The sequence below is a fragment of the Streptomyces sp. ISL-94 genome, from assembly GCF_018614075.1.
Taxonomy (GTDB): Bacteria; Actinomycetota; Actinomycetes; order Streptomycetales; family Streptomycetaceae; genus Streptomyces.
Genome location: NZ_JAGGOZ010000054.1, coordinates 1 through 22,489, shown reverse-complemented (window position 1 = coordinate 22,489; position 22,489 = coordinate 1). Strand labels below are relative to the sequence as shown.

The 22,489-nt window shown below is 72.4% G+C and carries 23 protein-coding genes and 3 pseudogenes; 10 read left to right on the top strand and 16 right to left on the bottom strand.

Going from position 1 to position 22,489, the window contains the following annotated elements; translation table 11 throughout:
* Positions 1–69: 69 nt before the first annotated feature.
* On the bottom strand, positions 70–1,119 hold the full coding sequence (locus tag J7E94_RS18340; protein WP_215016663.1) for an AI-2E family transporter: 1,050 nt from the start codon (positions 1,117–1,119) through the stop codon (positions 70–72).
* A gap of 298 nt (positions 1,120–1,417) precedes the next feature.
* On the opposite strand from J7E94_RS18340, the gene J7E94_RS18335 reads away from it, so the two are divergent.
* Both J7E94_RS18335 and J7E94_RS18330 read left to right on the top strand, forming a co-directional pair.
* Positions 1,418–2,764: a radical SAM protein gene (locus tag J7E94_RS18335; protein WP_251056846.1), complete on the top strand. Its 1,347-nt coding sequence runs from the start codon at positions 1,418–1,420 to the stop codon at positions 2,762–2,764.
* Positions 2,765–3,056: 292 nt separating this feature from the next.
* Entirely contained in the window at positions 3,057–4,499 is a 1,443-nt protein-coding gene (locus J7E94_RS18330) for a nucleobase:cation symporter-2 family protein (protein ID WP_215016659.1), read from the top strand.
* A gap of 100 nt (positions 4,500–4,599) precedes the next feature.
* Here the strand turns inward: J7E94_RS18330 and J7E94_RS18325 are convergent, their stop codons facing one another.
* The 3 genes from J7E94_RS18325 to J7E94_RS18315 form a co-directional block, all read right to left on the bottom strand.
* Positions 4,600–5,271, bottom strand: a complete 672-nt coding sequence (locus J7E94_RS18325; protein WP_251056845.1) for a transcriptional regulator — start codon at positions 5,269–5,271, stop codon at positions 4,600–4,602.
* Between the two features lie 255 nt (positions 5,272–5,526).
* Positions 5,527–6,489 carry an aldo/keto reductase gene (locus J7E94_RS18320; RefSeq protein ID WP_308345261.1) on the bottom strand — a complete coding sequence of 321 codons (963 nt, stop codon included), beginning with the start codon at positions 6,487–6,489 and terminating at the stop codon, positions 5,527–5,529.
* 39 nt (positions 6,490–6,528) lie between these two features.
* Complete coding sequence (locus J7E94_RS18315) at positions 6,529–7,560, bottom strand: saccharopine dehydrogenase NADP-binding domain-containing protein (protein ID WP_215016656.1); 1,032 nt, start codon at positions 7,558–7,560, stop codon at positions 6,529–6,531.
* A 97-nt stretch (positions 7,561–7,657) separates the two neighbouring features.
* On the opposite strand from J7E94_RS18315, the gene J7E94_RS18310 reads away from it, so the two are divergent.
* Positions 7,658–8,605, top strand: a complete 948-nt coding sequence (locus J7E94_RS18310) for a helix-turn-helix domain-containing protein (RefSeq protein WP_215016654.1) — start codon at positions 7,658–7,660, stop codon at positions 8,603–8,605.
* 20 nt (positions 8,606–8,625) lie between these two features.
* Here J7E94_RS18310 and J7E94_RS18305 read toward each other — a convergent pair whose 3' ends face one another.
* The 7 genes from J7E94_RS18305 to J7E94_RS18275 form a co-directional block, all read right to left on the bottom strand.
* Positions 8,626–9,042: a hypothetical protein gene (locus J7E94_RS18305; protein ID WP_215016652.1), complete on the bottom strand. Its 417-nt coding sequence runs from the start codon at positions 9,040–9,042 to the stop codon at positions 8,626–8,628.
* A gap of 91 nt (positions 9,043–9,133) precedes the next feature.
* Positions 9,134–10,111 carry a formylglycine-generating enzyme family protein gene (locus J7E94_RS18300; RefSeq protein WP_215016650.1) on the bottom strand — a complete coding sequence of 326 codons (978 nt, stop codon included), beginning with the start codon at positions 10,109–10,111 and terminating at the stop codon, positions 9,134–9,136.
* Positions 10,108–10,776: a GTP cyclohydrolase II gene (ribA, locus tag J7E94_RS18295; protein WP_215016648.1), complete on the bottom strand. Its 669-nt coding sequence runs from the start codon at positions 10,774–10,776 to the stop codon at positions 10,108–10,110. Before ribA ends, J7E94_RS18300 begins: the two co-directional genes overlap by 4 nt.
* Entirely contained in the window at positions 10,773–12,722 is a 1,950-nt protein-coding gene (locus J7E94_RS18290) for a WD40 repeat domain-containing protein (RefSeq protein ID WP_215016647.1), read from the bottom strand. The genes ribA and J7E94_RS18290 overlap by 4 nt, the downstream gene beginning before the upstream one ends.
* Positions 12,723–12,742: 20 nt before the next feature.
* Positions 12,743–13,324: an MFS transporter gene (locus J7E94_RS18285; protein ID WP_215016669.1), complete on the bottom strand. Its 582-nt coding sequence runs from the start codon at positions 13,322–13,324 to the stop codon at positions 12,743–12,745.
* Positions 13,315–14,040 (bottom strand): MFS transporter, encoded by a 726-nt coding sequence (locus J7E94_RS34685; RefSeq protein ID WP_215016645.1) that lies wholly within the window; start codon positions 14,038–14,040, stop codon positions 13,315–13,317. The genes J7E94_RS18285 and J7E94_RS34685 overlap by 10 nt, the downstream gene beginning before the upstream one ends.
* A gap of 12 nt (positions 14,041–14,052) precedes the next feature.
* Complete coding sequence (locus J7E94_RS18275; RefSeq protein WP_215016643.1) at positions 14,053–14,268, bottom strand: hypothetical protein; 216 nt, start codon at positions 14,266–14,268, stop codon at positions 14,053–14,055.
* A 17-nt stretch (positions 14,269–14,285) separates the two neighbouring features.
* Between J7E94_RS18275 and J7E94_RS18270 the strand changes: the two are divergent.
* From J7E94_RS18270 to J7E94_RS18250, 5 genes and pseudogenes are all read left to right on the top strand, one after another.
* A pseudogene (locus J7E94_RS18270) lies at positions 14,286–14,858 on the top strand (carbon-nitrogen hydrolase family protein); the annotation flags it as partial.
* Positions 14,859–14,864: 6 nt separating this feature from the next.
* Positions 14,865–15,170 (top strand): annotated as a pseudogene (locus J7E94_RS18265) (ABC transporter ATP-binding protein); the annotation flags it as partial.
* Between the two features lie 214 nt (positions 15,171–15,384).
* Positions 15,385–16,206, top strand: coding sequence for a CPBP family intramembrane glutamic endopeptidase (locus J7E94_RS18260; protein WP_215016641.1), 822 nt, complete (start codon positions 15,385–15,387; stop codon positions 16,204–16,206).
* A pseudogene (locus J7E94_RS18255) lies at positions 16,203–16,745 on the top strand (sensor domain-containing protein); the annotation flags it as partial. The gene J7E94_RS18260 and the pseudogene J7E94_RS18255, both read left to right, overlap by 4 nt.
* Before the next feature lie 120 nt (positions 16,746–16,865).
* On the top strand, positions 16,866–17,531 hold the full coding sequence (locus tag J7E94_RS18250; protein ID WP_251056849.1) for a response regulator transcription factor: 666 nt from the start codon (positions 16,866–16,868) through the stop codon (positions 17,529–17,531).
* A 10-nt stretch (positions 17,532–17,541) separates the two neighbouring features.
* Here the strand turns inward: J7E94_RS18250 and J7E94_RS18245 are convergent, their stop codons facing one another.
* Together J7E94_RS18245 and J7E94_RS18240 are read right to left on the bottom strand one after the other, a co-directional pair.
* The gene (locus tag J7E94_RS18245; RefSeq protein ID WP_215016639.1) at positions 17,542–17,790 is read right to left on the bottom strand and encodes a hypothetical protein; all 249 of its coding nucleotides are present in this window, start codon (positions 17,788–17,790) and stop codon (positions 17,542–17,544) included.
* Between the two features lie 44 nt (positions 17,791–17,834).
* On the bottom strand, positions 17,835–18,344 hold the full coding sequence (locus J7E94_RS18240; RefSeq protein WP_215016638.1) for a hypothetical protein: 510 nt from the start codon (positions 18,342–18,344) through the stop codon (positions 17,835–17,837).
* A 196-nt stretch (positions 18,345–18,540) separates the two neighbouring features.
* Between J7E94_RS18240 and J7E94_RS18235 the strand changes: the two genes are divergently transcribed.
* Together J7E94_RS18235 and J7E94_RS18230 are read left to right on the top strand one after the other, a co-directional pair.
* Positions 18,541–19,365: a serine protease gene (locus J7E94_RS18235; protein WP_215016636.1), complete on the top strand. Its 825-nt coding sequence runs from the start codon at positions 18,541–18,543 to the stop codon at positions 19,363–19,365.
* Positions 19,366–19,477: 112 nt separating this feature from the next.
* Complete coding sequence (locus tag J7E94_RS18230; protein ID WP_215016634.1) at positions 19,478–19,852, top strand: toxin Doc; 375 nt, start codon at positions 19,478–19,480, stop codon at positions 19,850–19,852.
* A 73-nt stretch (positions 19,853–19,925) separates the two neighbouring features.
* Here J7E94_RS18230 and J7E94_RS18225 read toward each other — a convergent pair whose 3' ends face one another.
* The 3 genes from J7E94_RS18225 to J7E94_RS18215 form a co-directional block, all read right to left on the bottom strand.
* Positions 19,926–20,315, bottom strand: coding sequence for a hypothetical protein (locus J7E94_RS18225; RefSeq protein ID WP_215016665.1), 390 nt, complete (start codon positions 20,313–20,315; stop codon positions 19,926–19,928).
* A gap of 315 nt (positions 20,316–20,630) precedes the next feature.
* Entirely contained in the window at positions 20,631–21,551 is a 921-nt protein-coding gene (locus J7E94_RS18220) for a MurR/RpiR family transcriptional regulator (RefSeq protein WP_215016632.1), read from the bottom strand.
* Between the two features lie 64 nt (positions 21,552–21,615).
* Positions 21,616–22,248, bottom strand: a complete 633-nt coding sequence (locus J7E94_RS18215) for an NADPH-dependent FMN reductase (protein ID WP_251056847.1) — start codon at positions 22,246–22,248, stop codon at positions 21,616–21,618.
* Positions 22,249–22,489 lie beyond the last annotated feature (241 nt).

Below are 22,489 nucleotides of genomic sequence, written 5' to 3'. Positions count from 1 at the left end.
GAGGGTTCCGCAGAGGGTTCCACGGCGGGTTCCAGGGAGGAATCCCCGGAGGGATCCACGGAGGGGTCTTCATCGCTCATCCGGCGATTGTGCCTCGCGCAGGGCCGTGCGCACCGACCAGGTCACCGAGACCAGCGGGACCGCCACCACGGCGCCGACCACCCCGGCGGCGATGGCCCCGGCCACCACCGAGATCGCGACCACCAGCGGGTGCAGGCGGACGGCCCGGCTCATCACCAGGGGATGCAGCAGATGTCCCTCGATCTGTCCGATGACCACGATCAGCGCGACCACCACGCCCGCGATCAGGGGCCCCTTCGCGGCCAGGGCCACCACGGCGGCGACCGCCAGCGCCACCGGCGATCCGACGAGGGGGACGAAGGCCGCGAAGAACTCCAGCAGCGCGAGCGGCACGGCCAGCGGCACCCCGAGGAAGTACAGCGCCACCCCGACGAGCACGGCGTTCGTCGCCGCGACGATCACGATGCCGTGGGTGTAGCCGGTGAACGTACGCCACGCCGCGCGCCCGCCGATCACCACGCGCTCGCGCGCCGCCTCGGGCAGCTGCGCGCAGAACCACGACCACTGCCGGTCGCCGCCGTGCAGGAAGAAGACGGAGGAGAAGACGGCGAGCACCAGCACGGCGAGCACCTGCACCAGGTGTCCGGCCCCGCTGAGCGCCGTGCTGAGCAGGGTCGAGCGGTGGCTCGACAGGAAGGCGCCGACACGGGACTGGACATCGGACAGCGCCTCCGGGTTCACCCGGAAGGGAGGCTTCTCCAGCCATTCCTCGATGCTGTCCAGTCCCACGCGGAACTCCCGGACGAGCGTGGTGCTCTCCCCCGCCACCGCCTCGCCGACCAGCGCCAGGACGCCCAGCACCAGCAGCGCGCTGCCGATGAGGCAGACGGCGACCGCGAGGGACCCGGGGACGACGCGTGCCAGGCGCCGGGTGGGGGGCGAGAGCAGGGCGGTGACGACGAGGCCGAGGAAGAGCGCGACGGCGATCTCGTGGAAGCGGCCGAGCACGGCGAAGACCGCGTACACGGCGGCGCCGACGACCAGCAGGCGCCAGGCGTATGCGGCGGCTGTCCGAAGGAACGCTGACACCGGCGGCATGACCCATGGGTGCCACCGCCGCCCTGCGATGGCACGCGCCGGAGCGGGTATTCGCCCGTCCGCGCCTCCCCGGGCGCGAAATTGCGTTGCCCGGAGCGGCGGGGACCACCGGCGATGGCCCGTCGTGAGCACCTTCCGGCTGTCCGCCGTCCTGCCCGACCTCGCAAGCCGGCCGCTTCGGCGGCCTGACCTGCCGCGGGCGGCCTGCGCCGTGGGGGCTGCGGCGAGGGTGAGAGGATCTCCGTGCAGCTGGTGTGATCGCGGAGTTCGGTGAGCCGCTCGAGCATTCGATTCGGGGATGGAGCAACACGTGGACAACCTGAGCCGTACCGCGCTGGTCGAAGGCCTGATGGAGCGCTTCCCGCAGGTGCCGCGGGAGGCCGTGATCAAGGAGGACCTCCTGCGCGGGGGCATGGCCTTCGACGAGTCCGCGCTCAGCGGCACCGCCGACGGCGGTTCCGGCGACGTCAAGCCGAAGTCGTACTTCATCTTCTCCTTCGACCACCGCACTCTGCCCGAGCTCGGCGCGGCCGCGCTCAACCGGCCGCCCGAGGAGATCGTGCTCACCGGCGGCCCGTACGGCCTGCGCCGCACCGTCGTGTCCGTACGGGTCAACCCGGACTCCCCGTACGTCGTGCGCGGCGGCGAGGACGGCGCGCTCGGCCTGTACCTGGACGGCGCCCGGATCGCGGACGTCGGGCTGCCGCCGATGCCCGAGTACTACCGGCACAAGCTCTCCAACGGCAAGTCGGTGATGGAGGTCGCCCCGACCATCCAGTGGGGCTACCTCATCTACCTGACGGTCTTCCGGGTGTGCCAGTACTTCGGCGCCAAGGAGGAGTGCCAGTTCTGCGACATCAACCACAACTGGCGCCAGCACAAGGCGGCCGGCCGCCCCTACACGGGGGTGAAGCCGGTCGAGGAGGTGCTGGAGGCCCTGGAGATCATCGACCGGTACGACACCGCGGGCACCTCCCGCGCCTACACCCTCACGGGCGGCTCGATCACCTCGCAGGTCGGCGGCCGCGACGAGGCCGATTTCTACGGCCACTACGCGAAGGCCATCGAGGAGCGCTTCCCCGGCCGCTGGACCGGCAAGGTCGTCGCCCAGGCGCTGCCCCGCGACGCCGTGCAGCGCTTCCACGACTACGGGATCCGGATCTACCACCCCAACTTCGAGGTGTGGGACCGGCGGCTGTTCCAGCTGCACTGCCCGGGCAAGGAACGCTACGTCGGCCGCGACGAATGGCACCGCCGGATCCTTGACTCCGCCGAGGTGTTCGGTCCGCGCAATGTGATCCCCAACTTCGTGGCGGGCATCGAGATGGCCGAGCCCTTCGGTTTCACGAAGGTCGACGAGGCGATCGCGTCCACCGCCGAGGGCCTGCGGTTCTTCATGTCGAACGGCGTCGTGCCGCGCTTCACCACCTGGTGCCCGGAGCCGACGACTCCGCTGGGCAAGGCCAACCCGCTGGGCGCGCCGCTCGAGTACCACATCCGGCTGCTGGAGACCTACCGCGCGACGCTGGAGGAGTTCGGCCTGAAGTCCCCGCCCGGCTACGGTCCTGCGGGCCCGGGCCGTGCGGTGTTCTCCGTCAGCTCGTTCATGGACAGCCTGGAAGGACTCGAGGACACGGACGCCTGAGGTCCCCCGAATCAGAGCGCTCGGGGGGTTACTCGCGAGGAAACACAGCCTTTGGCTATGGTGAGCGCCTTCCGGTCGAGTCCCCTACGGATCCCATGGTCAATGACGGATCCGATGCATCGATCGAAGGATGTCCCGCCAATCCGGGACGCAATGTTCAGTGCTGAGCGACGTGCTGTCGGCAACACCGCCCGACGTCGGTTCCGTACGAGCCGGCCTGCCCTCGCCCTGTCACCCAGGGCTTGAGGGCGGCGGTCCTCTCATTCACCTACCTCGCGAAGGCAAGGCAGAGATGGCAAGAATCTCCCGACAGTCCCCCCGGCAGTCCTCGCGGACGGCCTCCCGCCAGCAGATCCACCCCGTCGACGAGCTGCTCCCGCTCCCCAGGCTCGCCCTCTACGGCTTCCAGCACGTGCTCGCGTTCTACGCGGCGGCGGTCATCGTCCCGGTTCTCCTCGGCAACGCCCTGGGCCTGTCCCGCCTGGAACTCGTCCACCTCATCAACGCGGACCTGCTGACCTGCGGAGTGGCCTCGATCATCCAGGCGCTCGGCGTGTGGAAGGTCGGCGCCCGGCTCCCGCTGGTCCAGGGCGTCACCTTCACCGCGGTCTCCCCGATGATCGCCATCGGCCTGGGCGCGGGCGGCGGCACCGCCGGCCTGCTCGTCGTCTACGGGGCGGTGATCACGGCCGGCATAGCCACGTTCGTGTTCGCACCGCTCTTCAGCAGGCTCGTGAAGTACTTCCCGCCGGTGGTCATCGGCACCATCCTCACGATCATCGGCATCACCCTCATCCCCGTGGCCCTCCAGGACGCGGCGGGCGGCGCCCACCTCATCGGCACGCCCGCCTACGGGGACCCGAAGAACCTCGCGTACGCGGCGGGCACCCTGCTCTTCATCCTGGCGATGGCCCGGATCGGCAAGCCGTTCCTCAGCAGCCTCGCCGTCCTGCTCGGGCTCGTCGTCGGCACGGCGGTCGCGTGGCTCTTCGGCGACGCCGACTTCGGCGCGGTGAAGGAGACCGACTGGTTCGGCGTCACCACCCCGTTCCACTACGGCATGCCGCGCTTCGAACTGCTGCCGATCGTCGCCATGCTCGTCGTCATCCTCATCACCATGGTGGAGACCACCGGGGACGTGTACGCGATCGGTGAGATCACCGACAAGAGGGTCGACGCCGACACGGTGGCCCGCGCGCTGCGCGCCGACGGCGTCGCGACGGTCCTCGGCGGCATCCTCAACTCGTTCCCGTACGTGGCGTTCGCCGAGAACATCGGACTCGTGCGCATGTCCAAGGTGATGAGCCGCTACGTGGTCGTCGCGGCCGGCGTGTTCATGGTCGTACTGGGGCTGCTGCCGAAGGCGGGCAGCCTGGTCGCCTCGATCCCGCACCCGGTGCTGGGCGGGGCCGCGATCTCCATGTTCGGGATCGTCGCCGCGGTCGGCATCCAGATCCTCGGCAAGGCCGATCTGCGCGACGAGCGCAACACCCTGATCCTGGCGGTCAGTCTGGGCGCCGCGCTGCTGCCGAGCACGGTCGGGCCGTTCTTCGACCGGATGCCCGACGACATGCGGGCCGTGCTCAACAGCGGGATCACGCTGGGCGCCCTCACCGCGATCACGCTGAACCTGCTCTTCAACGTCTTCACGAGCCGCTCCACGATGGAGATCGACTGGGAGGACTTCGGGGAGGGCGGCGCGGCCGATCCGCACGTGGGGGCTGTCGCCCGCTGAACCGGCTGCGGCCGCGGGCCGGGAAGGGGCGCCGACGCCCTTCCCGGCCCGTGCCGCCGTGCCGGCTTCGGCGGGCACAGCTGCTCAGCTGCTCAGCTGCTCAGCGGCTGCCGATGGGGAACGGCGATGCCTCGCCCGCCTCGCCGATCAACTCCCAGAAGTGGTCGACGAGTCGGCGCAGGTACGCGGCACGCTCGGCCGCGACCTCCTTGAGCCGGGCGTCGTCGTTGCGGGCGACGAGGTGTCCCATGTACCGCTCCGCGAATGCCGCGAACTCCGCGTGCATCGTCTGGAGCGCGTCGCCCACGCTCGTCGCGTCCACCACGACGATCTCCGCCACGGGCTCGACGTACGCCTTCCAGCGCCCGTCGACGGCCGCGCGCAGCAGCTCCGCCAGCTCGTCGACCCGGCCCATGATCCCGATGAGCTTGCGCAGGGACAGGCCCAGGGCCTCCACCAGCGCCCTGGTCTGCCGGGAGTCCCCGTGCCAGCGCTGCGCCACCTCGGCCGCATGGTAGGCGCCGGGGTCCATGCCTATGCGGTACGCCAGCCGCTCCACCGTGAGCTGGCGGGCGAGGCGGTGCTCGGCGAGCGTCCGCGGCTCCACGCCCATCAGGGTCGTGGTGTCACACCACAGGACGTTGGCCAGGGAGAAGAGCTGCTGGTCGGACGGGACGTGTGAGCCCGCCTCCCAGGCCGTGACCAGCTCGGGGTGGACGGGGGTGCCGCAGGCCGCCATCGAGTGGGCGACCTGGGCCGCGGTCAAGCCCATGCGGGCTCGCGCGGACCTTGCCTCGGTGGGGGAGAACGGAGTGCTGTACACGTACGAGACACCTCGCAGCGCCCTGGGGCGTGGGGCGCCCGAGGGGAGACGGATTGATGGATGAACACCAAGCGCGGGCACAGTAACAGATGTTCATCGGGGTGCAACCGCCCCGTCTCCTTCAAATCCAAGGCTACGCGGGTCCTCCAGGCTCGAAGCATGCATGGGCCGGTACGCGGCCTCGGCGGCGGGCAAGAGCAAGCGTCAGGGGAGCGGAACTCCTCTGGCGGTGACCCAGAGTTCGTACCACTCCTCGTGCGTGAGGTCGGGATCGCGGGTCGCCGCGTCGCGGCAGGCACGGATGCGGTCGGGGCGGGCCGTGCCGATGACCGGGGCGATCCCGGCCGGGTGGCGGCGCAGCCACCACAGGAGGACGGATTCCGGCGTCGTGCCCTTGCGGTGGGCGAGATCGGCCAGCAGGGCGGCCGTGGCGCATTCGGCGGGCGTCTGCTCGCCGCCGGTGAACCGGCCCCGCGCCAGCGCGCCCCACGCCTGGAGCCGGATGCCGTGGTCCCGGCAGTGTTCCAGCGTCCCGAAGGGGAACCCGTTGGCCGTGGACGCGGGGGTGTTGAGCAGGACCCCGGCCTCCACCCAGTCGCGGCTGTGCAGGCTCATCTCCAACTGGTTCGCCACCAGCGGTACGTCGAGGCGGGCCTGGAGGTGGGCCATCTGCGCGGCGCCCATGTTGGACACCCCGAAGTGCCGTACGAGGCCCTGCCGGTGCAGGGACATCAGCGCCGACGCGATCGCGTCCGCGTCCGCGAGCGGATCGGGCCGGTGCAGCAGCAGGACGTCGATCACGTCGGTCCGCAGCCGGGTCAGGCTCTCCTCCACCCGCCGCGTGATGCTCTCGCCGCGCAGGTCGTACATCCCCGGACCGTGGTTGCCGCCCAGCCGGATCCCGCACTTGGTCTGGAGCGTGATGCGCTCGCGCAGCCCGGGCGTGCGCGCGAGCACCTCGCCGAACACGGCCTCGGCCTTCCCGTGCCGGTAGATGTCGGCGTGGTCGAAGGCGGTGATCCCGCTGTCCAGGGCTGCGGCGACCGCCGCCTCGGCCGCATCGATGTCGGCGGGCCCGTACGGGCCGGGCTCCCAGCTCCCGCCCAGCCCCATGCACCCGTACAGCACCCGGTCACTCCTCACGGCCGCGGCCTCGTTGCTCACCACGCCCGCCACCCTATGCGGGCGGCGGGCGCCGGACCCCGGTCAGTCCGGAAGGACGACCGACACGTGCGGGGCCAGCGCCCTGAGGAAGTCCGCCGCGTCGAACATCGCACCGGCCGAGGCCACGCCCGTCGTCCGGGTGCGCCCGTCCAGGATGCGCTGGACGGCCTCCACCGCCAGCGGCGCGGTGACCGCGTAGATGTCCCGGCCGCGGGCCGTGGCCCGGCGCTCGGCGCCGCCCGCGGCGACCACCACGTCGACGACGAACGTCTGGTCCGACCGCCCCAGGGCGTCGACCGCCTCCGGCGCCGGCGTGTCGGCCCCGGCCAGGTCCCTCGCGGCCTCGGCCGCCATGTAGGTGCGGACTTCGGGCACCGCCAAGTGGCTGGGCACGGTGACCACATCGGCCATGGTGAACTCCGCGATCACCGCCCGCCGGCCCAGCGGCTCCGGAAAGAGCCAGTCCTGCTCCGAGGGCTGGTCGTCGTGGTACCGCAGCGCGCCGTCCGCGAACCGCACGCGACGGCCCGCGCGCCGCTCGTGGGACACCGCACCCGCCGCCCGGGTGCCCGGCGTCGGATGCCAGCTGCTCAACCCGTATGCGACGTGGGCCACGTCCGCCGCCGTCCGCTCCCCCATCGCCGCGGTCACCAGCAGGTCGCCCAGTCCGCCGTAGAAGGCCATGGCGGGCACCACGGGGATGTCCGCCTTGCGCGCCGCTTCCGCGTGGTCGGCGAACATCGACACGTTCGCTTCGATCTCCGCCGCGACGTCGACGTACGGGATCCCCGCGCGCAGGGCCGCCTCCACCACCGGGCCTCCCGTCACCGCGAACGGTCCGGCGCAGTTGATGACGGCCGCCGCGCCCGCGAGGGCCCGGTCCAGCGAGCCCGGGTCGTCCACGGTGGCCGGCCGCACCACCGCGTCTCCCCACTCGGCGGCGAGCGCCCGCAGCCGTGTCGCGTCGCGGCCGGAGACGATCGTGGTGAAACCGCGCTCGCGCAGTTCGGCGACGATGAAGCGCCCGGTGTGCCCGGTCGCCCCGTAGACCGCTACCGCAGCCGCTGTACTCATGGTGCCCCCGCTCTCGTTGTGCTGATGAACCCAGTCTGGCCGCGGCCGGCAACCGGCCGTGAGGGTCCGGAACGACATCACCCGTACACTTTCGGACATGCCCACCGTCGCCCTGCTGACCGCCGGTCACCTGCTGCACTTCGAACTGGCGGTGGCCTACGAGATCTTCGGCAATCCCCCGCGCGAGGCCACGGAGGGCTGGTACGACGTACTGCTCTGCGGTCCAGGACCGCTACGGGTCGGCCCGTTCACGGTCGAGCCCGACCACGGGCTGGAGCACCTGGCCGAGGCCGACACCGTGATCGTGCCCGCGTGCGCCGACATCGACGATCCGCCGCCGCCGGAGGTGGTCGAAGCCGTGCGCGCGGCCCACGCGTCGGGGGCTCGGGTCGCCTCCCTGTGCACCGGAGCGTTCCTGCTCGGCGCCGCGGGCCTGCTGGACGGCCGGCGGGCCACCACCCACTGGGCCCATGCAGCGGAGTTGAGTGCGCGCCATCCGCTGGCCGTGGTCGACCCTGACGTGCTGTACACCGACAACGGCAGCGTGCTCACGGCCGCGGGCAAGGCCGCCGCCGTGGACCTCTGCCTCCACCTGATCCATCTGGACCACGGCGCGGGCATCGCCAACTCCGTCGCCCGCCGGCTCGTCATGCCGCCCCACCGGGCCGGCGGCCAGGCGCAGTTCGTGACGACGCCGATGCAGGTGACGGGTGACCACACCCTGTCCCACCTGCTCGCCTGGGTCCGGCAACGGCTGGACCGGCCGCTGACGGTGACCGACATGGCGCGGAAGGCGAACACGAGCCCGCGCCATCTGGGACGGCAGTTCCGGTCGGTGACGGGGCAGACGCCGCTCCAGTGGCTCCTGACGCAGCGCGTCCGCCGTGCCCAGGAGCTGCTGGAGGCCACCGACGAGAGCATCGAGGCGGTGGCCCGCGCCACCGGCATGGGGACCGCCACGACACTCCGGCGCCAGTTCAAACGGATCGTAGGGGTCCCGCCGGACAGCTACCGGCGTTCGTTCCGCAGCGCGAATCCGGCCTGACCCCCGGTCCGGCGGACCTTTTACGACATCCGCGCGAGGTACAGGCCGATGACCGCGGCCACGCAGGCGACGACCAGCCAGGAGCGCAGGCTGGTGTGCCGGGTTCGGCGGTTGCGGCGGGTGCGCGCCGGCGGCGGGGCGGCGGGGCCGGGGGCGGTCTCGGCCAGCAGGCGGCGGCAGACCGCGGCGAGTGCGGTCGTGCCGGCGGACAGGCTGGCGACCGCCTCCGAACGGGCCGGTGCGGTCGTCCCGCCGTCGAGTATCCGGCCGGCGCGCAGCAGGACCTCGTCGCGGCCGGCACCGGTGGACATGCTGATCCACCGCTGGACGTGTTCGCCCCGGATGACGACACCGCCCGACCGGTCCCGGTAGACGGTGTGCTCCCGCCACAGCAGATCGGCCAACTCCTCTGCGGCTTCGCGCAGTTCGGCGCTCATCCACATCCCCCACTCAAACGGTTGTTCGCAACGGCAGGGAACCATATCGGGCGCCTGCCGGCGCTCCGCGGGCGGGGTCGGGACCTCCGTGTCAGGACCGTGGGCGCTCGCCGGTCGCCAGGCGGAAGCCCACCGGGTAGAGGGGCCCCGGGAAGGCTCCGTGCCGGCGCCGGGTACGGGTCAGGTCTCCGAAGCGGGAGAAGCTGCCGCCCCGTGCGATCCGGTACTCGCCCATGGTCTCCACGAGGTGGTCGGCGACGCGCGGGCCGCCGGGGTACGGGGCGTAGGCGTCGGCCACGAACTCCTCCACGTTGCCTCCCATGTCGTACGCCCCGTAGGGGGACCGCCCGGCCGGGAAGGCGCCCACCGGGGTGGTGGTGTGGACCCCGGCCTCCCGGGTGTTCGCGGCCCGCGCGTCGAAGGTGTCCCCCCAGGGGAACTCCCTGCCGTCCGTCCCCTTGGCGGCGTGCTCCCATTCCGCTTCCGTGGGCAGCCGCCAGGGGTGGCCGGTGCGCTCGGCCAGCCACGCCGCGTACGCGTCGGCGTCCTCGGGGCCCACCCCGGCCACCGGGTGGTTGCCGCGGTCGTACGGGTACGCGCCGAGGTACCAGGTGCTCGGACGGCCCTCGCGGCCGGTGTCCTCCAGGAAGTCCCGGTACTCCCCGTTGGTGACGGGGTGGCGGGCGATCCAGAAGCCGGCGAGCCGCACGGTGTGGGCCGGGGTCTCCTTGTCGATCCAGGACCGGACGACTCCCACGTGCTCCCAGGCCTCGACGGTCGCGCCGACCCGCTCGGGCGCGAGGCCGATCTCCACCGTGCCGCCCGGCACCGCGCAGACGGCCGGGCGGAGGGTGTCGATGCGCGGATCCCCCGTCAGGGCGAGGATGCCGCCCGCGGCGAGCCGTTCGGCGAGGGGCGCGGCCGGGTCCTCCACCAGGGCGGCCAGCGCGGCGGGACCGAGCGCGGCGAGCCTCCGGGCGGCCGGGGCGGACGCTCGGACGTCGGCAGTCCGGGCGAGTGCGGCGTGTTCCCTGAAGTGCGGGGAGTCCGCGACGTCCGCGAGCTTCACGGTGTTCCTCCCACGGCGATGGTGTGGCCTCCGCGCAACGCCTTCGCCTCCAGGTAGCGGGCGTTCTCCGAGGTGACGTGGACGCTCGTCGGGATGACGGAGACCACGTCGATCTCGTGCTCGCGCAACTGTGCCACCTTGTCGGGGTTGTTGGTGAGCAGCCGGATCCGGTCCAGGCCCAGGGCGTGGAGCATCGCGGCGGCCACCCCGTAGTCGCGTTCGTCGGCTCCCCGCCCGATGAGCTGGTTGGCCTCGAAGGTGTCGGCGCCCCGGTCCGGCAAGAGGTAGGCGTCGAGTTTGTTGTAGAGGCCGATGCCGCGGCCCTCCTGGCGGAGGTAGAGCACGACCCCGCCCTCCTCCGCGACCCGTTGCAGGGCCTCGTCGAGCTGGGTTCCGCAGTCGCAGCGGGCGGAGCCGAGGACGTCCCCGGTCAGGCATTCGCTGTGGACCCGTACGACGGGCGCGCGGTGGGCGGGGTGGGGCACGATGACGGCGATGTGCTCGCCGGGATCGGGCAGCCCCGAGAAGGTGACCAGCTCGGCGCGCCGGCCCTCGGCCCGGTCCAGGGTGACGGCCACGCGGGCGCGCACCTGGGCGGGCGGGGGCCCGGGCGTGGGCGCCGGGCCGGTCACCACGGCCGGGATCCGGGTGTATCGGGGGTTCATGCGGTCAGGACCTCCTCGCGTCCGCCGGCCAGGACGGCCAGCTCGTCGATCTGCCAGTCCCGGCGGACACCGGCCGTGCCGTCGGCGCCGATGCCGACGACCAGGATGCGCCCGTCCCAGCCCGCGACGGCGGCGCTCCGGTCGTCGAGCGGCGTCATACAGGACAGCCCTTGGGAGAACTCGGCGAGCAGCCGGCCCGAGGCGAGGGTGCGCGCGGTGGAGTCCCAGTCCACGTGCCATACGTACAGGCCGAAGTCGTAGGAGCCCGCGAGTACCACCGGGGCGCCCGCGTCCCCCAGCAGGCCGACGCACTTCACCGATTCGTCGGGGCCCAGCAGCGTCTGGACGGAGCGGGCCTGCCAGGACGGTCCGGCGGGGCCCGGGGTGGCGGCGATCGCGGCGACCTTGACGGTGTGGTCGCGGGAGGCGCTGGCCGCCACCCGGCCGTCGAGCACCGCCACCGCGTTGACGAGGTTTCCGTGCTCCCACAGGGTGGTGCGCGCCCGCACGCCTCCGGCGGCGACGGTGCGGTCGGTGGCGGCGGAGAGGAAGCCGCCGCCGTCGAGGGCGGTGAGCGACTTCACCGATCCGCCGTGCGCCGTACGCCGGTCGGTGACGGCGAGGGTGAGCGGATCGAGGACGACCAGCTCCCCGTTGTAGGTTCCGGCCACCAGGGTGTCGCCGTCGAAGCAGAGGGAGGGGAGGGGGGCGCCGAGCTGGGCGCTGACGCGGCGGTGCCCGTCGCGCAGGCTGATGACGTGGCCCGCGTACGTACCGGCGTAGAGCGCGCCGTCCCGGGCGGCCAGGGACAGGACCGGGCCGTCTGCCACCGGCAGGGCCCGGACGGCCGGGGTGGCTTTGGCGTGGTCCGGGGTCAGGGAGACGGCGAAGACGGTCCCCGAATCACAGCCTATGAGGAGCTCGCCGCCGTCGACGGCGAGCGCGTTGGGGCCGTGGTTGGGTGCGCCGGGCTCCGCGATCCGGGCGCCGTCGGAGAGGCGGTACAGGTGCGGGCCGTTCCAGAAGCTGCCCGCCGCCACGATCCCGCGCGCCACCGACACCGAACGGGGCCAGACGCGGGGGTCGTGGACCTGGTGGGTGCGGTCGCCGTGCACGTCGAAGAAGTGCACGGAGCCGTCGTACGCCCCGACGACGAGGGCGGTGTCGTCCTCGGACCAGGCCACGGCGCGGGCCGCGGAATCGGACACCGCGAGCGTGCGCAGCTGCTCCAGCCCGCTCGTCAGGAGGTCGACCGTGCCGTCGTCCAGGGCCACGGCCAGGACCTTGCCGGAGTGGGACCATGCGCAGCCCTCGACCGAGGAGTCGTAGTACCGCGTCGCGGCGTCGGCCTCCGCACCCGCACCCGCATCTGCACCGGCACCGGCACCGGCACCGGCACCGGCACCGGGCGGGCTGCCGTCGCCGGGCCTGCGCACCGCCACCATGCCGTCCTCGCCGACGGTGGCCACCAGTCCGTCCACGCTCACCGACACGGCCATGCAGTGGGCGGTGTGGGAACCGACCTCGGAGAGGAACGCGCCGGTCAGCGCGGACCACAGGGTCGCCCGGCCGTCCTCGGACACACAGATGAGGCGTTCACCGTCGGGCATCCAGGCGACGGCGTTGATGTCGTCGGTGTGCCGGGCCAGGACGCTGACGAGCTCGTTGTGCCCGTCGTCGGCGATCCGCCAGACGGCGACGGTCTTGTCCGCCGAGGCGGTGGCGAGCAGTTCGGGTGTGGAGGGGTTCCACGCGGCGGCGTTGACCAGGCGCCGGTGACGCAGCCGGGACAGCCTCCGGGGCTTCGCGGGCTCGCTGACGTCCCAGACGAGGACGGTCCCGTCGTAGGAACAGCTCGCCAGGCGCAGGCCGTCGGAGCGGAGCGCCACATGGGTGAGGGGGGCGGCGTGCCCGGACGGGCTCGCGGGGAGGCTGATCGCGCGCATGGACGTCCCTTGCTGTTCGGCTACTTGGCGAGGGGGTCGCCGTTCACGGGGCTGGTCGGTTCGTTGGTGTCCGCATCACTCCAGTGGGGCCAGAAGCGGATCAGGCAGATCAGGGAGATCGCGGCGGCCACGCCGAGGAACATGAGCACGGCGGTGCTCCCCCACGAGCGTTGTACGAGCGGGATCAGCAGCGGGGCGAGCAGGATCGGGGCGCCGCTCATGAGGTTGAAGAGGCCCTCGGCCCTCCCGACCACCTCGGCCGGCAGGTACTTGATGATGATCATCCCCGTGACGGTGGTCATGGCGGAGCGCATGGTGAAGAAGGCGACCATGCAGGCCACGAAGATTCCGGTGGACGGGAGCGCCATGGCGAACAGCGCACCCGTCATGACGACGGCGGAGCCGGCGAGAACGGCGCGGGGGCGGGTGCGGGCCCGCGCCGCGATGTAGACGCTGCCCGCCAGGGCCCCGACGTTGGCCACCGCCTGCGCCGTGCTCACGCCGGTCGCCGGCATGCCCCAGTGGTCCCGCAAGTACCAGACGAGGAAGGCCAGGACGCCCACGCCGCCGGCGAAGTGCAGCGGGAGGGAGGTCAACTGCACGTACAGCACGCGCTTTTCGGCGCGTACGATCCGCCAGCCGTCCAGGATGTCCCGGGTGCGGCTGGGGCGCGCTGCCGCCGCGTTCCCGGGTTCCGCGTCCGCCGCGGGGCCGGGCGCCTTCGCGGGCGGGTGGACGCCGAGGAGCCAGACGATGACGGGGGCCAGGAAGGTGGCCGCGTTGACCAGAGCAGTCCGAGGTATCCGACGAGGCCGACGCCCACGGCGACCAGCAGCGGTCCGGCGATGTTGGAGGTCACGAACAGGCTCCCGAGCACGGCGCGCGAGCGGGCGGCGTTGTGCGGGAACATGCCGGGCACGCCGGCGATCCACCCCGCCCGGTACATCTCCCCGCCCAGTTGGACCAGCGCGGTCAGGCAGAACAGGGCGACGGTGGAGGGCCGTCCGGCAAGCACGGTGAGGTTCAGGGCCAGCGCGCCCGTCAGCTGGATCAGCAGCCCGGGCACGACGAAGACGCGCGGGCCCCAGCGGTCGACGACCGCTCCCAGCCATGGGCTGATCAGCAGCATCGCGGGGACCAGGGCGGCGAGCAGCGACATGACGGCGAGGGAGCCGGTCAGCTCGTAGACGAAGAGCGGGAGCCCGACCTTGTAGGCGCCCTCGCCGAGGTTGTTGACGAAATTACCGGTGGCGAAGACCAGGAAGCGGCGGTCCCGCCAGGGGGCGGTCGACTGGTCCTGGAGGGTCTGCTGTGTCATGCGGACACCGTCTCAGCCAGCCGCGGTGTCGTGGTACTTGAGCGTGAACCGGGCGGGGCGGCGCGGCAGCCAGCGGTCCGTCAGCTTGGCGAACGTGCCGTCCTCGGCGGGCTTGTCCATCCGGTAGAGCGACAGCAGGCCGGTGCGGCAGCCGACGAGGAGGTGCGGGGCGCCGCCGGTGTCGCGGACGATGGCCAACGCCTTGGGGTAGTCGGGGAGATCCTCCAAGCACCGGAACCCTCGTCCTCGCGGGCGCGGCCGTTCGCAGGGCGGACGGCGCGCTGACCAACTCCGTCCTGGCCGTGGACCCGGGCGGCCTGGTCACCTCCGCCTACGACAAGCAGCACCTGTGGCAGGCGGACGAGGCCAGGCTGTTCACGCCGGGCGACCGGCCCGCGGCGGTCGAGGTGGACGGCTGGCGGCTGGGCCTGGCCGTCTGCTACGACATGTCCTTCCCGGAACACGCGAGGGCCGCCGCCCTCTCCGGCGCGCACGCGTACGTGTGCCCCAGCGCCTACGCCTCGGGGAACGAGCACCGCGCCGGCGTCTACCTGGCCGCCCGCGCGCTGGAGAACACGGTCTACTCGGTGTTCGCCAACCCGGTCGGCGGCCCGGCCAGCCGCCCCGCCAACGGTTCGAGCCTCGTCTTCGCCCCGGACGGCACCCGCATCGGTCCGCCACCGACGACGGCAGCCGGCACCCTCCTTGCCGATCTGGACCTCGGCCGCATCGAGGGGGTCCGCTCCTTCCTCCACATGCTGGCGGAGCAGCGTGCCGCCTCGTTGATATCCAACGCCCTTGAAATAAAAGGAAGTTAGTAGCACCAGCGCGTCGCCGTCGCCCGCGCCCTCGCGGGCAGCCCCGACGTCGTCTTCGCCGACGAGCCGACCGGCAATCTCGACTCCCGCCCGGGCGAGGAGGTGCTCGGCCTGCTGGGCCGGGCGGTGCGCGAGATGGGCCGCACGGTCGTCATGGTCACCCACGACCCGGTGGCCGCCGGCCACGCCGACGAGGTCGTCTCTTTCGCCGACGGCCGCCTGGTCGACCGGATGGCTGCCCCGACCGCCGAGCGCGTCCTGGACCGGCTCAAGGCCTTCGACACGCGCGCCCTGACGACGGGAGCGGAGTGATGAACGCGGCCCGTACCACCCTGCGGCTGAGCACCTGGCCGGCTGGCGCCCGGCCCGCCGCGCGGCGGGCCTGGACATCCTGCGGGCCATCGCCACGGAGTAGGTGCACCTGGGTACAGCCCAGCCCGGTGGCCAGGTGCAGTGGCCCGGACCGTCCCGCCCGGCATCGTCGTCCGTGAGAGACAGCGGTCGACGAGCGGGACGGAGCGGGGACATGCGGACGGTCAAGGGTGTCGAGGATGTTGAGGATGTCGGCGGTGTCCGGGCGATCGGTGCGACGGCGCGGCCACCGCGCGTCCGGGGCACGGCTGGGGTCTTCCTGGCGGTGGCCTTCGCCGCGTCCGGTGTGCTGGGCGCCGTGCAGCCGGCCCTCGGGGTGCCCGCCGAGGTGGTGCAGCTGACGCAGTTCGCCCCGGCGGCCGCAGTGGCCGCGCTCACCGTGTTCCAACGGAAGCGGGTCGTTCGGCTGTTGCGCGGCGGCGCGCTGCGCGGCGAGGGGCGGACCGGGGCGCTGCTCGCCACGGCCGCGCTGATCATCGCGGTCGGCGTCCTCGCGTACGTCGTGCACCCGGGGCGCGCGGGCGGCGCGTGGTTCACCCGCCCCGGCGCGCTGGAGCAGCCCTTCGCGCTGATCACCGTGGCGCAGCTGATCGGTGCCTGCGGTGAGGAGATCGGCTGGCGCTGCCTCCTGCAGCCGCTGCTGCGCACCCGGTTCGGCGCGGTCGCCTCCTCCGTCACCGTGGGTGTGCTGTGGGGCCTGTGGCACGTGCAGGTGTTCGCACAGCGGCCCGCGTACGCGGCGGCCTTCCTCGCCGCGACCATCGGGATGTCGGTGGCGCTGGGCCTCGCGCTCGACGGTACGGGCGGCTTCCACGCCCTGGTCAACCTCGGCATGCCCCTCTTCCTGGACGAGGAGGCCGGCGGCACCCTCGCGATGGCGTGTTTCGGGGCGTCGTCCCTGCTCGCGGCCCTGCTGTGGGCCGCACGGGCCGGTGTCGCGGCCGGTGCGGCACCGGCTACCCTGCCCGGGACATGAGTGCGATCATCTCCCGTGCCCTGACCGCCGTCTGGCGGCGCCAGGTGGCGAGTTTCGCGGCCGTGGCCGTGTCCTTCGTGGGGGCGGGCGTCGTCGGCTCCCTGCTGCTCCTGCCCGTCGGCCTCGGCCGACGGGCGCTGCCGGCCGCCGCGGCCGCGCTGCGGCGGCGCTGCGGCGGCTCCCGCGAACGGGCGGACCGGTGGTCGGGGGTGCGGATCGGCCCGGCCGAGCCCCTTCCCCGCCCGCCCGGCGCCGTCCTGGCCGCGGACGGCTTCTGGCGCGACCTGGCATGGGCCTGGCTGGAGCCGCTGGTCGGCGGCCTGCTCGTCGCACTGCCGCTGGCCCTCGTCGAGTACGGGGCCTTCGGCGCGCTCGTGCAGCCCTTCGTCAGGCGCCTGCTCGGCGAGGGCAACTGGTACGCCTTCGTCCTCGTGGACAGCACCCCCGCCATGCTGGCGGCGCTCGCGCTGGGTCTCGCCTTCATCGCCCTCGGCTCGGCCGCCGCGCCGCACGTCCTGCGCCTGCACGCCCGCTGGACCCGGCTGCTCCTCTCCGGCCCGCACAGTGCCGAACTGGAGCGCCGCATCGAGCAGTTGACGGAAGGCCGGGCCGATGCCCTGGAGGTGCAGGCCGCCGAACTGCGGCGCATCGAAAGGGATCTGCACGACGGCGCCCAGGCCCGGCTCGTCGTCCTTGCCGAAGACCTCTTCCTCCTGAGGGACGGGCTGGAACGCACCCTCCGGGAGCACGGCTTCTCCATCGTGGCCTCGGTGGACAACGGCCCATCCCTCCTGCGGGCCCTGCTGGAGGAGGGCCCGGACGTGGCGGTCGTCGACGTACGTCTGCCGCCGACCTTCACCGACGAAGGCCTGCAGGCCGCCCTGGAGGCCCGCCGCCGGCGCCCCGGGCTGCCCGTCCTGGTGCTCTCCCAGTACGTCGACCAGCTCTACGCCAACGAACTGCTGGCCGGCGACGACGGAGGCGTCGGCTGCCTGCTCAAGGACCGGGTCACCGACACCGGCCAGCTCATCGACGCCGTACGCCGTGTCGCGGCGGGCGGCACCGTCCTGGACCAGCAGGTCATCTCCCGGCTGCTCTCGCGCGGCGACGCCCGGGGCACCATCGCGAGCCTGACCCCGCGGGAGCGGGACGTCCTGGAGCTGATGGCCGAGGGCCGGTCCAACGCCGCGATCGCCCTCACCCTCCACTTCAGCGAGAGCGCCGTCGCCAAGCACACGGCGAGCATCTTCGCGAAGCTGCGGATCGTGCCCTGCGCGGAGGACAACCGGCGCGTGCTCGCCGTCCTGGCCTATCTCCGCCGCTGACGGGGAGCCGTCAGGGGAGGTCGTCGGTCGGGGGGTCGGCCTCGTAGACGTGGGGCGTGTCGGAATCCCACTCCACGAGGTCCGCGCCACCGAGGACCGCCTCGTCGGGATCGGGCATGCCGGCCCGCCGCAGGAACTCGATGACGTCCTCGTCCGAGCGGGCCACCCCGAGGGGCTCCTCCCCGACGGCGGTCCGCAGGGTCACCTGGCGGCCTCCCGACGGGAAGATCCGGTGCACGACAACGGGTGCGTGATGCATACCACCAGCCTCGCCCCCGCCGCCGGACCCGGCATCCCGGGCGCTCACGGTGTGCGGCCGACTGCCGGGACCGGGGCCGGGATGCGGAACGTCGAGGGAGCGGGGTAGGTCGCCTGGTCGGCGTTTACGACCTCCTCGATCTCCGCCTTGAAGGCGGGGTCGAAGAGGTCGGGGGCGAGCAGCAGCCGCAGCCCGCGCAGCGTCGGGTCGAGCAGCGGGCGGGCCATGCGGGAGCCGCCGCCGCGGATCGCGGCGAAGCCCGTCCGCGCCGCTTCCCCCCTCCCGCCCACGCGGTCGTCGAGGCCCGCGGTCCGGTAGCCGGCGATCAGCGCGAGCTCGGCGAGGAAGCGGCGGGCCCCGAGGGCCATCTCCTCGGCGCCCTGGAGCGTCTGCACGGGGCCGCCCGCCACGTTGAACTCCTCGCTGGTCCGTTTGGGGCCGCGCGCCTGGTAGACGGCGAGTGCCTCGTCGAAGAGCCGGCCCGCCTCGTCGACCGCCCTCATCGCCTTCACCAGCCGGTCGATGTCGATGCCGATGCCGTTCTCGCGCTCCACGCTGCCTCCTGGTCCGGAACCGTTCTGGTCAGACCGTAGGAGGCAATACCTCCGCTACGGAACACCTGTGAGGTTGCGAGATCTTCACGGTTCTCGACTCCCCATGCCCTCTTGCGAGTTGGGACTGAGGTCTCAACAATGCGCATGACAACCGAAGGATCTTCGGTCGCATTTGTCCTCAGAGGGGAACCCCCACATGAACAAGCCTCTCGCCGGCGCCTTATTCTCCCTGCTCCTCGTGGGAGCAGCGGGCGCCCCGGCCGTGGCCGCACCGGCCGCACCGGCCGTCGCGGTCACCTTCGCCGGTACCGTGGCGCTCAGCAACTGCTCCGGCTCCGTCGTCCGCGCCCCTGCCTCCCAGCCGAACGACCCCGCGCTGGTCCTGTCCAACGGCCACTGCCTGGAGACCGGCTTCCCGGCGGCCGGCGAGGTCGTCAAGGACCAGCCGTCCTCCCGCACCTTCTCCCTGCTCAACGCGTCCGGATCGAAGGTCGGGACGCTGCGGGCGAGCAAGGTCTCGTACGCGACGATGACCGACACGGACGTCTCGATATACCAGCTGACCAAGACCTACGCCCAGATCCAGAGCCAGTACGGCATCACCGCGCTCACCCTCAACGACACCCACCCCACGCAGGGGTCGTCGATCAAGGTGGTCTCCGGCTACTGGAAGCGGACGTACAGCTGCACCGTGGACGGCTTCGCCTACCTCCTCAAGGAGGGCGAGTGGACCTGGAAGGACTCGGTCCGCTACACCTCGTCCTGCAACACCATCGGCGGCACCTCCGGCTCGCCGGTGATCGACACGACGACCGGCAAGGTGGTCGCGGTCAACAACACGGGCAACGAGGACGGCGGCCGCTGCACGGACAACAACCCGTGCGAGGTGGACGCGAGCGGCAACGTGACGGTCCGCCAGGGCATCAACTACGCCCAGGAGACCTACATCATCGTCCCCTGCATAGCCCCCGGTAACAAGATCGACCTGAACCGCCCCGGCTGCGTCCTGCCCAAGCCCTGAGAAGCCGCAAGCCGTTCCCGCCGCCCGGCCCACCCGCGGCCGGGCGGCGGCCACCGGGCCACACTCCCCGAACCGCCCCCGGGCCGGGCCCCGGGCAGGGATACTCGGACGCGTGGAACTGCACATCGATCACCGCTGGCTGCTGGAGCGGCAGGAGGCGCTGTTCAAGGACGTGGAGGTGGCCGACCACTCGGCGCTGGTCGCGGCCGTGGCCCGGCACCGGGTGAACACGCCCAGCCTGCACGTGGACAGCCCCGACGCCTATTGGCGCGCGGCCGCCCTCCTCGAGGCGATCGTCCTGCTGCGCCCGCTGCCCGACGCCAACGAGTACTTCGGCTACGGGGTCGCCGTCGCGTACATCGAGGCCTCCGGCAAGGCGGTGGAGGCCTCGTACGAGCAGTGGCGCGACCTCATCACCGACATCCGCACGCTCCGCGTGACGGTCTTCGACGTGGCCGGCCGACTGCGGTCCTGGCAGCCGGCGTAGTGCCCGTTGCGCTGCGGCCCGTTGCGCTGCGACCCGTTGCCCTGTGGCCCGCAGCCCTGTGCGCCTGAGCCCCTCAGCGTTTGCGCGGGGCGGGGGTGGTGCCCATCAGGAGTGCGTCCGTGACGAGCCGGGCGCCGCGGGCGAGGCGCCCCAGCTGTTCGAGCTCCACCGCGTACATCCTGATCGTGTTCTCTATGACGGACTCGGCGACGCCCATCATGGGCAGCTCGGCCCGGCTGGTCTGCAGGGCGACCCGGACCGCGCGCATCTCGTGCTGCAACTGGAGCTGGACGTGCCGCGCCAGGAGTGCGTGATGGCGGGTCAGGGTCAGGTAGCTGCCGTAGCGAGCCGGGAGCAGGTCCCGCAGCCAGCGTGTCGCCGAGCGTTCCCAGTCGTGGGTCCCGGGCGCCTTGACCTGCAAGGGCCAGTCCGGGCTGCGGGTGATGGTGGCCGTCTGCGGCATTCTCGTCACTTCCGAGTGGTGTCGAACTCTGATCGAGATGGTGCTTGGGGCGGCCTCGGCCCAGGGGTTGACCGAGGCCGCCAGGGGCGCTCTGCGGGATCCGAAAGCCTGGACTCGACACGCGGTCGCGACGTGAGGAGGTTCGTCGCGCCGCGCGTGTGTTCGGGAGGACATGGGGTCGCCCTCCTTGGCATCTGGTGGATCCGGAACGCCACCGTCAGTAAACATATATACCGTCGAGTAAGCAAGAGTATGAAAAATTTCATGCACCTCGCAGGCTGAATATTTCCCCGGCGGCAGCGGGTGGGATCCGCCTTACAGGAAGAAACCGTGCTGGTCAGCGACCTGCTCGTAGCTCTCCAGGCGCGCCTGCGTCCGCTCCGGGTCGGCGTCGGCCATGGCCTGGAGCAGTGCCGCGGAGAGCATCCCGGGCGCCGCGTAGGAGTCGAAGACCAGCCGCGACCCGGTTCCCGCCGTCAGCGTCACGTCCGCTTCGTCCACGAGCGGTCCCAGCGTGGGATCCGTGATCAGGACGACGCGCAGCCCCGTACTGCGGGCGGCCCGGATGGCGGCCAGGGTCTCCTTGGCGTGCCGGGGCATGGCGAAGGCCAGCACCCAGGTGCCGCCGGCCGCCTTGGACTGGAGCAGCGCGTCGAAGGCGACGCTCCCGCCGCGGGTCACGAGGCGCACGTCGGGGTGGATGCGCCGGGCCGCGTAGGCGAAGTACTCGGCGAGGGAGACCGAGATACGCAGACCGAGGACGGTCAGGGGCACCGAGGCGGCCAGCTCGCGGCCGATGTCCAGCACCTGGTTGGTGTCGGCGAGCAGCCGGCGTACGTGCTCCAGGTTCTCGATCTCGGCGTCGACGGCCGCCTGGAGCTCGTTGCGGCGGATCTGCTCACGGGAGTCGGGGGATCCGGCGACGGCGCTCAGCGCGATCGGCTGGAGCACGTCGCGCAGCGCGGGGTATCCGCTGAAGCCGAGGGAGGCGGCGAAGCGGGTCACGGAGGGCTGGCTCACGCCGACCCGTTCGGCGAGCTCGGTGATCGAGAGGAACGCGGCCTCGGTGAGGTGGTCGATCAGGTACTGGGCGATGCGGCGCTGGCCCGGGGAGAGGCGTCGGCCGTCGAAGAGCGCGAGGAGCCGGTCGGCCGGGGGGCGGACCTCCTCGGGCGACTGGCTGCCGCTCGGCGTGATCGCAGCCGCCTGTGCGCGTGCCTGCTGACCCGATGACACCGGAGGGCCTCCTTCTCATGTCACTCGGGATCAAACATAGCTCACGCCCTGTGGCCGACGGAGATCAGTCCTGGGCTCGGGAGGTCACCGGAGCGTCGGTCTGGTCGCCGAGGAACTCGTACCAGCGGCGCTGGAGGCACAGGTAGCGGGTGTCCGCCTCGGCGAGGTCCAGGAAGGAGGCGGTGGTCGCGGTCAGCCGCTCGCCGAGGCCCCGGTCGGCGAGTGAGCCGTCCTCTCCGAAGGCGTGGTGGGCGTTGGCCAGGCTGAACATGTCGGGGTAGACCCGGGCCCCGAGGTGTTCGAGCGGGACGCGCAGCGCCCACAGGCCGCGGTTGCCGCCGACCATCGAGGGCGAGGCGGAGACCAGCAGGGTCTGCTTGTCCTTGAAGGGCTGCGGGCGGAAGCGGGAGACCCAGTCGATGGCGTTCTTCACCACGCCGGGGACGGAGGCGTTGTACTCGGGCGAGGCGATCACCAGAGCCTGCGCCGCCTCGATCCGCTCGCACAGGGCCACCGCGCCCTTCGGCAGCCCCTCGTCGGCCTCCGCGTCGCCGTCATACGGCGGCATGGCGAAGTCGCGGAGCGTCGCCGGGTCCGCGACGGCCCCGGCCCTGACCACCAGGCGCGCGACGAGGGCGGCCAGGCGGGCGTTGACCGAGCCGGTGCGGGAGGACCCGGACAGGACGAGGACGCGCAGGGAGGACCGGGCGTGGGCGCCGGCGTGCGGGCGGGCCGGGTCCGCGGGGAAGGTCTCGTGGTCGGTCGGGTTCATGCCGTCTCCTGGTCTCGGGGCTGGGCGTCGGCGGCCCACATGGTCTCGGGGCCGGGGGCCGGCGGCTCACTCAATCTCGGGCCGGGCTTCGGCCACGCACGCAATCTCGGTGCCGGGTGCCGGGTGCCGGATGCCGGATGCGGTTTGCGGGGTGCGGGGTGCGGGG